Below are 12,009 nucleotides of genomic sequence, written 5' to 3' on the forward strand. Positions count from 1 at the left end.
AAATTTCGAGAGCAGTGCTCTTGCAGTGGAGCGCCCCCCTCCGGCATACTCGAAGCAAGCGAGAGCACCGCTCTCTCAAACCGACTGGGGTCACCGATGTCGTCGCAGCCGTACTACCTCAAGGGCAGCCCGATCAACGTCCGCTTCAACAGTGTCGTCGGCTGGCTGGCCCGGCACGGGCTGAGCCTGATGGGCTCGGCGGAGATGTCCGTGCGGGGCCGCAAGAGCGGGCAGATGCAGCGCATCCCCGTCAACCCGCACACGTTCGAGGGTGCGCAGTACCTGGTCTCGGCGCGCGGGCACTCCCAGTGGGTGCGCAACATGCGGGCGGCCGGCGGCGGGGAGCTGCGGGTGGGGCGCAAGGTGCGCACGTTCACCGCGGTGGAGGTCCCCGACGAGGAGAAGCCCGCGATCCTGCGGACCTATCTGGAGAAGTGGGGCTGGGAGGTCAACCAGTACTTCAACGGGGTCACGGCGAAGTCCACCGACGAGGAGATCACGGCGGCGGCCCCCGACCACCCGGTGTTCCGGATCACGGTCGAGGGCTGACCACCCGGTCAAGGGCTGACCACCCGCGTGCCCCCGGCTCAGGCCTCCTCGGGCTCCTCGGCCGGCGGCGTGGCAGGCTCCTGCCTGCGGTCCATCAGGGTCAGCGCGCGCTGCGCCATCGGATGCGAACGGACCAGCTCACCGAGGGTCGTACGGCCCCGGGTGATGTCGGCGAAGGCCCGCCAGGCGGGGCGGAAGCCGGTGAGGGCCGCGTGGAAGAGGCCGGGGCGGCGCTCGAAGGCCGCCAGCATGCGCTTGCCGACCGCCATCTCCACCCCGAGGCCCGCCTTGATCGCGAACGCGTAGTTCAGGGCCTGACGGCGGGTGTCCACCGCGTCGTGCGCCTCCGCGATGCGCACCGCCCACTCACCCGCGAGACGGCCCGAGCGCAGGGCGAAGGAGATGCCCTCACGGGTCCACGGCTCCAGCAGGCCGGCCGCGTCCCCGCAGACCAGCACCCGCCCCCGGGAGAGCGGCGAGTCGTCGGCGCGGCAGCGCGTGAGGTGGCCGGAGGAGATGCTCGGCTCGAAGCCGGCCAGACCGAGGCGTCCGATGAAGTCCTCGAGATACCGCTTGGTGGCGGCGCCCTCGCCGCGCGCCGAGATCACACCGACCGTCAGCGTGTCGTCCTTGGGGAACACCCAGCCGTAGCTGCCGGGCATCGGTCCCCAGTCGATGAGGACGCGGCCCCGCCAGTCGTCGGCGACCGTGTCGGGCACCGGGATCTCCGCCTCCAGGCCGAGGTCCACCTGGTCGAGTTTCACCCCGACGTGCGCCCCTATGCGGCTGGCGCTGCCGTCCGCGCCCACCACCGCGCGTGCCAGCACGGTCTCGCCGCCCTGGAGGACGACCGCGACCGTGCGTCGGTCCGGGACCGCCGAGCCGTGCTGCTCGACGCGGCTGACCGTGACGCCCGTCCGCAGTTCGGCGCCCGCCTTCTGGGCGTGCTCGACCAGCTGCTGATCGAACTCGGGCCGGTTGATCAGCCCGAACAGCATCTGCCGCGAGCGGCGCGTACGGGTGAAGCGCCCGTTGTTGGAGAAGGTCACCGCGTGCACCCGGTCCCGGAAGGGCAGGTCGAAACCGGGTGGCAGCGCGTCCCGCGAAGGGCCGATGATGCCGCCGCCGCACGTCTTGTAGCGGGGCAGCTCCGCCTTCTCCAGCAACAGGACACGCCGTCCCGTGACCGCCGCCGCGTACGCGGCGGAAGCCCCCGCGGGTCCCGCGCCCACCACGACGACGTCCCACACCTGCCGCACGTCGTCCGCCGAAGAGTTCTCGCTGCTCACGATGGTCTACTGCTCCCGATCAAGCCGCCTGCCGCACCTGTCCCCCGCATCCTACGGCGGAGATCGTCGCGGCCCGATGACAGTCCGCTGTGGAAGGATCGGCGAGGTGCGCGACCCCATCCCGGCAGCGCGTACGCTCGCACGGTCCCCGAACGGACCAGTGCCACTCTCTACAACGTCGCACCCACAAGGAGCGTGCCCATGTCGTCGAATCCGGTCGCCGAGACCGTCGCCTCGCTGATGCCCAGGGCGAAGGCGGAGCTCACCGAGCTGGTGGCCTTCAAGTCGGTGGCGGACTTCGACCAGTTCCCGCGCAGCGAGAGCGAGGCAGCCGCGAGCTGGATCACGGCCGCGCTGGAGGCCGAGGGCTTCAAGGACGTGGCCGTGCTCGACACGCCGGACGGCACCCAGTCGGTGTACGGCCGGCTGGCGGGCCCCGAGGGCGCGCGGACGGTGCTGCTCTACGCGCACTACGACGTGCAGCCGCCGTTGGACGAGGCGGGCTGGACCACTCCGCCGTTCGATCTGACCGAGCGCGAGGGCCGCTGGTACGGCCGCGGTGCCGCCGACTGCAAGGGCGGCCTCGTCATGCACCTGCTCGCGCTGCGCGCCCTGAAGGCGAACGGCGGGGTCCCGGTGCACGTGAAGGTGATCGTGGAGGGCTCGGAGGAGCAGGGCACCGGCGGTCTGGAGCGGTACGCCGAGCAGCACCCGGAGCTGCTGGCCGCCGACGCTGTCGTGATCGGCGACTCGGGCAACTTCCGGGTCGGCCTGCCCACGGCCACCTCCACCCTGCGCGGGATGACGATGCTGCGCGTGAAGATCGACACACTCGAGGGGAACCTGCACTCGGGCCAGTTCGGCGGCGCGGCCCCCGACGCGCTGGGCGCCCTGATCCGCGTACTGGACTCGCTGCGGGCCGAGGACGGCTCGACCACGGTCGACGGGCTGACCGGTGACGCGCGCTGGCCGGGACTGCAGTACGAGGAGGAGCAGTTCCGCCGGGACGCCAAGGTGCTGGAAGGCGTCGGGCTGATCGGCTCCGGCACGGTCGCGGACCGCATCTGGGCCCGGCCGGCCGTCACCGTCCTCGGCATCGACTGCCCGCCGGTGGTCGGCGCCACCCCGTCCGTGCAGGCGAGCGCCCGCGCGCTGATCAGCCTGCGGGTGCCGCCGGGCGTCGACGCGGCCGAGGCGACGAAGCTGCTGCAGGCGCACCTGGAGGCGCACACGCCGTGGGGAGCGCGGGTGAGCACCGAGCAGATCGGCCAGGGCCAGCCGTTCAGCGCCGACACCACCAGCCCGGCGTACGCGGCGATGGCCGACGCGATGGCCGTCGCCTACCCGGGCCAGGAGATGCAGTACGCCGGCCAGGGCGGCTCCATCCCGCTGTGCAACACCCTCGCGGCCCTGTACCCGGCCGCGGAGATCCTCCTGATCGGGCTGAGCGAGCCGGAGGCCCAGATCCACGCGGTCAACGAGAGCGTGTCGCCCGAGGAGTTGGAGCGGCTGTCCGTGGCGGAAGCACTGTTCCTGCGGAACTACGCGGCCGGATGAGCGGACAAGTGCCGCCGCACTGACGGAGGATGGGGCCGTGCTGACCGGCCGGATCGCCGCCCACCATGCCGTCGCCGCGTCCCTGGACCGGCTGGACGACGGTGAGATCACCGCTCTGCTGGCCGGCGGGGTGCCGCTCGGGACGGGGATCGGCGGCCAGGTCCTGCGGGTCGAGGTGGGCGCGCGGACCGTGTTCGTGAAGCGGATCCGGCTGTCCGACGCCGAACTGCGGCCGGGACGGCGGCAGTCGACGGCCGATCCGTTCGGGTTGCCGCCCGCGTGCCACTACGGCATCGGCAGCCCGGGCTTCGGCGGGTGGCGTGAGCTGGCCGTTCAGCTGATGACGACCCGGTGGGCGCTGTCCGGGCGGTTCGCCGGATTCCCGCTGCTGCACCACTGGCGGGTGCTGCCCGACGCGCCGCGCCCGCTGCCGCCCGAACTGGCCGATGTGGAGCGGACGGTGGCCTACTGGGGTGGCGGCCGGGGAGTGCGAGAACGGCTGGAGGGGCTGCGGACGGCGACGGCGGCCCTCACCCTGTTCCTGGAGTACGTCCCGGACACCCTCCACGACTGGCTGGGCGCACGGCTGCGCACGTCGGACGCGGCGGCGGACGCGGCGTGCGCGCTGGTGGCCCGGGAGTTGTCGGCTCTCACCACGTTCCTCCGGGAGCGCCGGCTGCTCCACTTCGACGCGCACTTCCGCAACCTCCTCACGGACGGGCGGCGGCTCTACCTCACCGACCATGGACTCGCCGTCTCCACCCGGTTCCGGCTCGGCCCCGGGGAACGGGACTTCCTCGCCGTACACCAGGACTACGACCACGCCTACACCCACTGCTACCTGGTGAAATGGCTGGTCACCGATCTGTACGGGTATGTCGGCGAGGAACGCGAGGCCTTCGTGCGCGCCTGCGCGCAGGGCCGGGGGCCGGAGGGGATCCCCCGGGGCGCGGCCGCGCTGCTGCGCCGCCACGCCCCGGTCGCCGTCGTGATGGAGGAGTTCCAGCGCCGGCTGGTGGAGGAGAGCCGCTCGACTCCGTTCCCGGCGCGGGACGTGCGCCGTGCGCTCGGCTGAGGTGCGCTCAGCCGACCGGAACCCCGGCCTCCAGGTACAGGGCGGCGCCGCGCTCCCGCGCCCTCAGCGCCCAGCGCAGCCGCTCGTAGCGGACCGGTGGCAGAAGATCGGCGGCCTCCGCCTCGGTGACGAAGCGCCAGCCGCGCAGTTCGGGGCCGGGCAGCAGCAGTCCCTCGGCGGCCGCCGTGTCGAGCCGGCCGCCGTCGAAGAGGAGGCGCAGTCCGCCGTAGGCGGGGGGTGCGGGCCGTTCCCAGTCGACGACGAGCAGCCGGGGTACGTCTTCCAGGTGGACGCCGGTCTCCTCCTCAACCTCGCGCATCCCGGCGCGGGCGGGTGCCTCGCCGGGTTCCACGACCCCGCCGGGGAATTCCCAGCCCGGTTTGTAGGTCGGATCGACGAGCAGCACCCGGTCGTGCTCGTCGAAGAGCAGCACTCCGGAGGCGAGGGTCTCGCCGGTGGGTTCGGGGGTCTGGACGATGTCGCAGGCGGGCACGGCGCCGGTGCCGACCGCGTCGGCTATGCGGACGGCGGTCTCGTACGGGGTGAGGTGGCTGGTGTCGACGAGGTGGGCGTCTGCCGTGAGCCAGGAGGCGAGGGCGGCGCGGTAGGGCTCGATGTGGTCGTAGGACCACTGGCGGACGCGGATCTCGCCGTCGGGGAGGTCGGGCGGGACCTCGCGGTCGGCTATGCGCCCGCGCAGGATCGTTTCCGCCGGGGCGAGGAGCACGTGGTGGACCGGTATCCGGCGGGCGGCGAGAGCGCCGAAGATCTCGTCGCGGTACTCCTGGCGCAGCAGGGTCATGGGGACGACCAGGGTGCCGCCGACCTCGGAGAGAAGGGCGGCCGCGGTGTCGATCACCAGCCGGCGCCAGATCCGGAGGTCCTGGTGGTCGCCGACCTCCGCCAGGCGTTTGGGCGGCAGCAGGTGCGGGAGCGCTCCGCCGATCACCTCGGGGTCGAAGAGCGTGCTGTTCGGGATCAGGTCGATCAGTTCCCGTGCGGTGGTGGTCTTGCCCGCACCGAACGCGCCGTTGATCCAAACGACGGTCACATTTCCCCCTCTTCTGGTGGCCCCCTGTGGCTTGCCCGCTCCACCCTGCCATGGAAACCACCTCCGCGAAGAGGGCGCACGAAGGCCGTGGCGCCGGTGCTCCCGCAAAGGGGGCACCCGCGCCACGGCCGATGCGTCCGGCGTGCCGCGCCCGCCGTCAGTCGGTCTGGCCCAGAGCGTTGTCGTCGATCGCCAGGCTCTCGCTGGCGATGGTGTGGTCGAGGCTGCCGACGGTGTCACGGACGTTCAGGTCGTCGAGGTCGTCGGCGCCGAGGCCGTGGGAGGGGGTGATGGCCGCGACGACGAACCCGGTGGCGAGGGAGGCGATGGCGAGCATGCTGCGCTTCTTCATGCCCACTCCAACGGCAGGAGGCCACGGAGGTCACGCCCCGCCCACACCCACCGCCCGAACCGGGGAGCGGATGGCCGACCGGCTCGATACCCTGCTCCGAACGGACCCGCCGGGCCCCCGAGCCCGGAGGACCCGGACCCACGGGACCGAGCAAACCCACCGAACCCACCGAACCCACCGGACCCACAGGACGCACCGGTCCCTATCTGCGCCACCGGACCCACCGACCGCCTGAACGCCCTGCGAGGCTGGAGTCAGAGGCCGCGGGAGAGCAGCACCGCCAAAGTCCGAGGGCCCGGCGCCCAGCGGCGGGGGGCTCAGCACCGCTCGCAGTCCGGAGCCCCGCTCTCACCGCCCCGCGCCCAGCGGCCCCCGGCTGAGCGCCGAGCACAGGACGGAGCGCCGAGCACAGGACCGAGCGGTGCGCTCGCGGGAGAGCGGTGCGCCCAGAGCCGCGCAGTGCCCTCAGGGCAGGGCACCGCTCGCGGTCGCCGCACGCGTGCCTCACACCCGTACCGCCCCGGCCCCCGCCCCCGCCTTCACCAGTGCCGCCGCGGCCGCCCCGACGAGTCCGGCGTCCGTACCCATCTGGGCTGGGACCACTTGCAGGCGCTGGACGAAGGAGAGCGTGGCGTAGCGGGCGAGGGCCCGGCGGAGCGGGGTGAAGAGGACGTCGCCCGCCTTGCCCACTCCTCCGCCGATCACCGCGATGTCGATCTCGACGAGGGTGGCGGTGGCCGCGATGCCGGCGGCGAGGGCCTGGGCGGCGCGGTCGAAGGAGGCGACGGCCACCGGGTCGCCCGCGCGGGCGGCGGCGGCCACGGCGGCCGCGGAGGTGTCGCCGTCGGGGCCGGGAAGCCAGCCGTTCTCCAGGGCGCGCCGGGCGATGTTGGGCCCGCTGGCGATGCGTTCCACGCAGCCGCGCGCCCCGCACGGGCAGGGATCGCCGTCGAGGTCGACGCTGATGTGGCCGATGTGACCGGCGTTGCCGGTGGGGCCCGGGTGCAGGCGCCCGCCGAGGACCAGGCCTCCGCCCACTCCGGTGGAGACCACCATGCACAGGGCGTTGTCGTGGCCGCGGGCGGCGCCCTGCCAGTGCTCGGCCGCCGTGATGGCCACGCCGTCGCCGATCAGCTCGACGGGGAGGTTGCCGGTCGCGGCCCGGACGCGGTCGACGAGCGGGTAGTCGCGCCAGCCGGGCACGTTCACCGGGCTGACCGTGCCGGCGGAGGCGTCCACCGGGCCGGCGCTGCCGATGCCGACGGCGTACACGCGGGGCCACAGCGGGGAAGCGGTCAGTGCCTTGAGCACCTCCTCGACGGCCGCCATCACGGTGTCGCCGTCCTCCTGCGCGGGCGTGGGCCGCTGTGCGCGGACCAGGATCGTGCCGTCGCCGTCCACCAGGGCTCCGGCGATCTTGGTGCCGCCCATGTCGAGCGCGGCCACGAGGTCGGTCTGCATCAAAGTCTCGGTTCTCCCCGTCAGCCTTGGAAAAGGGGCCGGCCGGCCTGTGGTGGGGGACGTGGGCCGGAGTTTGTCGCTGGACAGTCTCTCCCGCATCTGACAACGTTGTCCAGGCTCTATGCTCGACGCCACATCCTCATACGCACCCAGGGACCCGTCCACCCCGTCGGCACCGTCTCCCGGCCGCCGCCTCCGGGCGGTCGTCCCGTGGACGACAGGAACAGGACTCCGCATCGTGCCCGAGACGCCGCGCCGCCCCGACAGCCGTTACGGCAACCGTCCCACGATGAAGGATGTCGCGGCACGCGCCGGCGTCGGCCTCAAGACGGTCTCCCGGGTGGTCAACGGCGAGCCGGGGGTCACCCCCGAGACCGAGCGCCGGGTCCAGGAGGCCATCGACGCGCTGGGGTTCCGCCGCAACGACAGCGCGCGGGTGCTGCGCAAGGGGCGTACCGCGAGCATCGGTCTGGTCCTGGAGGATCTGGCGGACCCGTTCTACGGCCCGCTCAGCCGGGCGGTGGAGGAGGTGGCCCGGGCCCACGGGGCGCTGCTGATCAACGGTTCCAGCGCCGAGGACCCGGACCGGGAGCAGGAGCTGGCGCTGGCGCTGTGCGCGCGGCGGGTGGACGGGCTCGTGGTGATCCCGGCCGGTGACGACCACCGGTATCTGGAGCCGGAGGTCAAGGCGGGCGTGGCGACGGTGTTCGTGGACCGGCCGGCGGGGCACATGGACGCCGACTGTGTGCTGTCGGACAACTTCGGCGGGGCCCGCGAGGGCGTGGCCCATCTCATCGCGCACGGGCACCGGCGGATCGGTTTCATCGGCGACATGCCGCGTATCCACACCGCCGCGGAGCGGCTGCGAGGCTACCGGACGGCGATGGAGGACGCGGGGATAGAGGTCGCGGACGCCTGGGTCTCGCTGGGCACCACCGATCCGGAGCGGGTGCGCCGGGCGGCCGAGGAGATGCTGTCGGGTCCGGAGCCGGTCACGGCGGTCTTCTCGGGGAACAACCGGGTGACGGTCACCGTGATCCGGGTTCTCGCGGAGCGGGCCCGCCGGGTGGCGTTGGTGGCCTTCGACGATCTGGAGCTGGCCGATCTGCTGGAGCCGGGGGTGACGGTCGTCGCGCAGGACGCGGCGGCGCTCGGCCGGACCGCCGCGGAGCGGTTGTTCCGGCAGTTGGAGGGCACGCTCGTCGTGCCGGAGCGCATCGAGCTGCCCACCCGGCTGATCACGCGCGGTTCGGGTGAGCTTCCGCCCGCGGACTGAGGCAGACTGGGCACGGATGGACGAATGCCGGGAACACCGCTCGCTGGAGGCGCTGGGGCTGGGTCGTGCGCCGTGCGACCATCCGCTCGGCTACCCGGGTGTGTGGCCGGCCGAGTCGGGTCTGCTCGCCGGTGATCTGCTGCTGCCCCTGGACCGCCTCAGGCATCCTGGCCGCAGCCCGGTCCTGGCCGTCGGCTCCAACGCCTCTCCGGGGCAACTGCGGCACAAGATGGCGGTGTTGGGGATCACCTCGCCGATCCCGATGGTGCGGACCCGGGTGCGCGGTGTCGAGGTGGGTGTCTCTGCGCACGTCAGCCGTCTGGGGTACATGTCCGCCTCTCCCGTCGCCTCCCCGGGTGCGGCACGGGAGTTGTTCGTGATCTGGCTGGACGACGAGCAACTCGCCGCGGTCGACGCGACCGAGCCGAACTACGACCGGGTCGTCCTGCCCGCGCCCCGGTTCAGGGTCGAGCTGGAGAGCGGCGAGACGCTGGACGAGGTGTTCTCGTACGTCAATCGCCACGGCGTCCTGCACAACGGCCTCGGCTTTCCGCGCAGTCACCCCGGCCAGCGTCCGCTCATCACCGAACTGCTGGGCGCGTCACCGGCGTTGCGACGGCTCTTCGGGACGACGCCGGAGGAGTTCGTGGCCCGCGCGCGGTCGGACGCGGCGCTCTGCGAGCGCGGCACGCGCCTGCTCGCGGAGGAGCGGCGGGTGACGTGCTCCGGGCTGGAGCATCTGCGGGCGTCGTAGAGGCTGACCGGCGCCGGTTCGCAGTGGTTCACCCGCGCCGTCGCCGGCGTGCCCGGGGACCCCACGGCGTGTGTGGCCGACCTTGCCTCAGTGACCCTGGATCCGGCCGGGCACGGGATGGAGATCATCACGCGCCCGTAGAGGGTGCCCGAGCGGTAGCCCCCGAGTGCCCGGCCGGGTCGCGGTCAGGGTGCCGAAGCCGTCAGTTCGCCCCGTCGAGGGGCGGCGAAGCCCTCCAGGGCCGCCCGGGACAGCCCGGTCGCGTCGGTCACCTCGGCGAGGTCGAGGGCGCCGCAGTCCAGGCCGCGCAGCAGGTAGCCGCCGAGGGCCTTGGCGGTGGCCGGTTCGTCCAGCACGTCGCCGCCGGCCCGGTTCGCGTACCGGGCGAGGCGTTCGGCGGCCTGGGCGAAGCCCTCGCGGTAGAAGGCGTAGACGGCGGCGTAGCGGGTGGGGATGTGGGCGGGGTGCATGTCCCACCCCTGGTAGTAGGCGCGGGCCAGGGCGCGGCGGGTGAGGCCGTAGTGCAGCCGCCAGGCGTCGTGGACCTTGCCGGTGGGGCCGACGGGCAGGACGTTGGTGGAGCCGTCCGAGACGCGTACGCCGGTGCCGGCCGCGGCGACCTGCATGACCGCTTTGGCGTGGTCGGCGGCCGGGTGGTCGCTGGCCTGGTGGGCGGCGGAGACGCCGAGGCAGGCGCTGTAGTCGAAGGTGCCGTAGTGCAGGCCGGTGGCGCGGCCCTGGGCGGCCTGGATCATGCGGGCGACGGTCGCGGTGCCGTCTGTCGCGAGGATGGCCTGGCTGGTCTCGATCTGGATCTCGAAGCCGAGTCGGCCGGGCGGGAGTGCGTGGGCCTTCTCGAAGGCCTCCAGGAGCCGCACCATGGCGGTGACCTGCTCGGGATAGGTGACCTTCGGCAGGGTCAGCACCAGGCCCTCGGGCAGGCCGCCGGCCGCCAGCAGGCCGGTGAGGAAGATGTCGAGGGTGCGGATGCCGCGGGCGCGGACGGCGGCCTCCATGCACTTCATGCGGATGCCCATGTAGGGGGCGGCCGTGCCCTTCGCGTACGCCTCGGCGACGAGCCGGGCGGCGCGGGCGGCGGTCTCGTCCTCCTCGGGATCGGAGCGCAGGCCGTAGCCGTCCTCGAAGTCGATGCGCAGGTCTTCCACCGGCTCGCGGTGGAGTTTGGCCCGCACGCGCGTGTGGACGGGTTCGGCGAGGTGGTCGGGCAGGCCGAGGCAGGCGGCGAAGGAGGCGGCGTCGGGGGCGTGTTCGTCGAGGGCTGCGAGGGCGCGGTCGCCCCAGGAGCGGACGGTGTCGGCGGTGAAGGTGTCCGCGGGGACGTAGACGGTGTGGACGGGCTGGCGGGTTCCGGGGTCGCCGGGGTAGCGGCGGGCGAGTTCGGCGTCGACGGGGGCGAGGGAAGCGCTGATCTCGTCGCTGACGGCGCCCGTGAGGCTCGTCGCCACCGTCTCGTGCTGGCCCTGGCCCATACCTGCGCCTCCTGTTTCCGTATGCCGGAATAAACAATCCGTAGAGCGAAGCTATCCGTGTACGTTCCGGCAGGTCAACACCCCGTCCACGTCCTGGTCACTCGGTGCTCACCGCCGTCTTGTGTGATCACCGAGCCGCGGTCGTGTGTGATCACTTCCGCACCTCGCCCCTCTTTCGCGCAGACCCGCACACCTTCATCCTGGCTCACGAGGCGAGGGGGGACACATGACAGGCGCTGGACCCACCCGGCGGGCGGGACTGAGAGCGATGGTCTCGGCGGCCGTCGCGGTCCCGCTGTTCGCCGCGGTCGGGGCGGCAGAGCCGCGCCGGGCGGTCCCGTCGCCGGCCCGGGAGCCGCAGCCCGTGCCCCCGCTGAGGATCATGACGTTCAACCTCCGGGTCCCGGTCGACCAGGACGGCAACAGCTGGGTCCACCGGCGTCCGGTGATGCGGGCGCTGCTGAAGGAGACCGCGCCGCATGTCATGGGCACCCAGGAGGGGCAGTTCCAGCAGCTCGAGGCCGTCTGGGCCGACCTGGGCCCGCACTACGACTGGATCGGCACCCCCGGCAGCGGCGACGAGGAGTCGGTGGCGGTCTACTACGACGTCCGCCGGCTCGAGCCGCTCGAACACGAAGTCTTCCGGCTCTCCGACACGCCGAACGTACCGGGCTCCAACACCTGGGGGGCGGCCTTCCCCCGGCTGGTGACCCGGGTGCTCTTCCGCGACCGGCGGGACCCGGGACGGGAGTTCCACGTCCTCAACACCCATCTCGACCATCGCAGCGCGTACGCGCGCGTGCGGGCGGCCCGGCTGATCGCCGATCGGATCAGGTGGCTCGGCCCCTCCCGTCCGGTCCTGCTGACCGGCGACTTCAACGCCGTCGCGCCCACGGACCAGGCCTACGGCACCCTGCTGGGCTCCGGTCTCGTCGACACCTGGGTGACCGCGCGGGAGCGAGGTCCGGTGTTCGGGACGTTCAACGGCTGGAAGGCGCTCAGGCCCGACGGGGAGCGGATCGACTGGATCCTGTCGACCCCCGATGTCACGGTCCACCGGGCGTGGGCCGACCCGTTCACGGTGGACGGCCGCTATCCGAGCGACCACCTGCCGGTGCTGGCGTCGGTGAGCCTGAAGTGAACGGCCGAGGCCCC

At 72.9% G+C, this 12,009-nt stretch carries 11 protein-coding genes; 6 read left to right on the forward strand and 5 right to left on the reverse strand.

Annotated features, from left to right (window positions below; translation table 11 throughout):
- Nucleotides 1-96 precede the first annotated feature (96 nt).
- Nucleotides 97-549 (forward strand): nitroreductase family deazaflavin-dependent oxidoreductase, encoded by a 453-nt coding sequence (locus AQJ58_RS33275; RefSeq protein ID WP_067256896.1) that lies wholly within the window; start codon nucleotides 97-99, stop codon nucleotides 547-549.
- Between the two features lie 38 nt (nucleotides 550-587).
- Here AQJ58_RS33275 and AQJ58_RS33280 read toward each other — a convergent pair whose 3' ends face one another.
- Nucleotides 588-1,838 (reverse strand): geranylgeranyl reductase family protein, encoded by a 1,251-nt coding sequence (locus AQJ58_RS33280; RefSeq protein ID WP_067256898.1) that lies wholly within the window; start codon nucleotides 1,836-1,838, stop codon nucleotides 588-590.
- Nucleotides 1,839-2,039: 201 nt separating this feature from the next.
- On the opposite strand from AQJ58_RS33280, the gene AQJ58_RS33285 reads away from it, so the two are divergent.
- Together AQJ58_RS33285 and AQJ58_RS33290 are read left to right on the forward strand one after the other, a co-directional pair.
- Nucleotides 2,040-3,395 carry a dipeptidase gene (locus AQJ58_RS33285; RefSeq protein ID WP_067256900.1) on the forward strand — a complete coding sequence of 452 codons (1,356 nt, stop codon included), beginning with the start codon at nucleotides 2,040-2,042 and terminating at the stop codon, nucleotides 3,393-3,395.
- A 37-nt stretch (nucleotides 3,396-3,432) separates the two neighbouring features.
- On the forward strand, nucleotides 3,433-4,470 hold the full coding sequence (locus tag AQJ58_RS33290) for a hypothetical protein (RefSeq protein WP_067256902.1): 1,038 nt from the start codon (nucleotides 3,433-3,435) through the stop codon (nucleotides 4,468-4,470).
- 7 nt (nucleotides 4,471-4,477) lie between these two features.
- Here the strand turns inward: AQJ58_RS33290 and AQJ58_RS33295 are convergent, their stop codons facing one another.
- The 3 genes from AQJ58_RS33295 to AQJ58_RS33305 all read right to left on the reverse strand — a co-directional run bounded on the left by AQJ58_RS33295 (nucleotide 4,478) and on the right by AQJ58_RS33305 (nucleotide 7,334).
- Entirely contained in the window at nucleotides 4,478-5,521 is a 1,044-nt protein-coding gene (locus tag AQJ58_RS33295; RefSeq protein ID WP_067256904.1) for an NUDIX hydrolase, read from the reverse strand.
- Nucleotides 5,522-5,678: 157 nt separating this feature from the next.
- Complete coding sequence (locus AQJ58_RS33300) at nucleotides 5,679-5,873, reverse strand: hypothetical protein (protein ID WP_067256906.1); 195 nt, start codon at nucleotides 5,871-5,873, stop codon at nucleotides 5,679-5,681.
- 504 nt (nucleotides 5,874-6,377) lie between these two features.
- Nucleotides 6,378-7,334 carry an ROK family protein gene (locus AQJ58_RS33305; protein WP_067256907.1) on the reverse strand — a complete coding sequence of 319 codons (957 nt, stop codon included), beginning with the start codon at nucleotides 7,332-7,334 and terminating at the stop codon, nucleotides 6,378-6,380.
- Between the two features lie 238 nt (nucleotides 7,335-7,572).
- Here AQJ58_RS33305 and AQJ58_RS33310 point away from each other — a divergent pair, with 238 nt between their 5' ends.
- Together AQJ58_RS33310 and AQJ58_RS33315 are read left to right on the forward strand one after the other, a co-directional pair.
- A complete protein-coding gene (locus AQJ58_RS33310; protein WP_067256909.1) occupies nucleotides 7,573-8,610 on the forward strand; it encodes a LacI family DNA-binding transcriptional regulator in 1,038 nt (345 codons plus the stop codon).
- Nucleotides 8,611-8,626: 16 nt separating this feature from the next.
- Entirely contained in the window at nucleotides 8,627-9,364 is a 738-nt protein-coding gene (locus tag AQJ58_RS33315; RefSeq protein WP_067256911.1) for a hypothetical protein, read from the forward strand.
- 185 nt (nucleotides 9,365-9,549) lie between these two features.
- Here the strand turns inward: AQJ58_RS33315 and AQJ58_RS33320 are convergent, their stop codons facing one another.
- Nucleotides 9,550-10,854 (reverse strand): DUF6986 family protein, encoded by a 1,305-nt coding sequence (locus AQJ58_RS33320; RefSeq protein WP_067256912.1) that lies wholly within the window; start codon nucleotides 10,852-10,854, stop codon nucleotides 9,550-9,552.
- A gap of 226 nt (nucleotides 10,855-11,080) precedes the next feature.
- On the opposite strand from AQJ58_RS33320, the gene AQJ58_RS33325 reads away from it, so the two are divergent.
- Nucleotides 11,081-11,995, forward strand: coding sequence for an endonuclease/exonuclease/phosphatase family protein (locus AQJ58_RS33325; RefSeq protein WP_067256914.1), 915 nt, complete (start codon nucleotides 11,081-11,083; stop codon nucleotides 11,993-11,995).
- The last annotated feature ends 14 nt before the right edge of the window (nucleotides 11,996-12,009 follow it).

The sequence above is a fragment of the Streptomyces sp. DSM 15324 genome (assembly GCF_001514285.1).
Classification (GTDB): domain Bacteria; phylum Actinomycetota; class Actinomycetes; order Streptomycetales; family Streptomycetaceae; genus Streptomyces.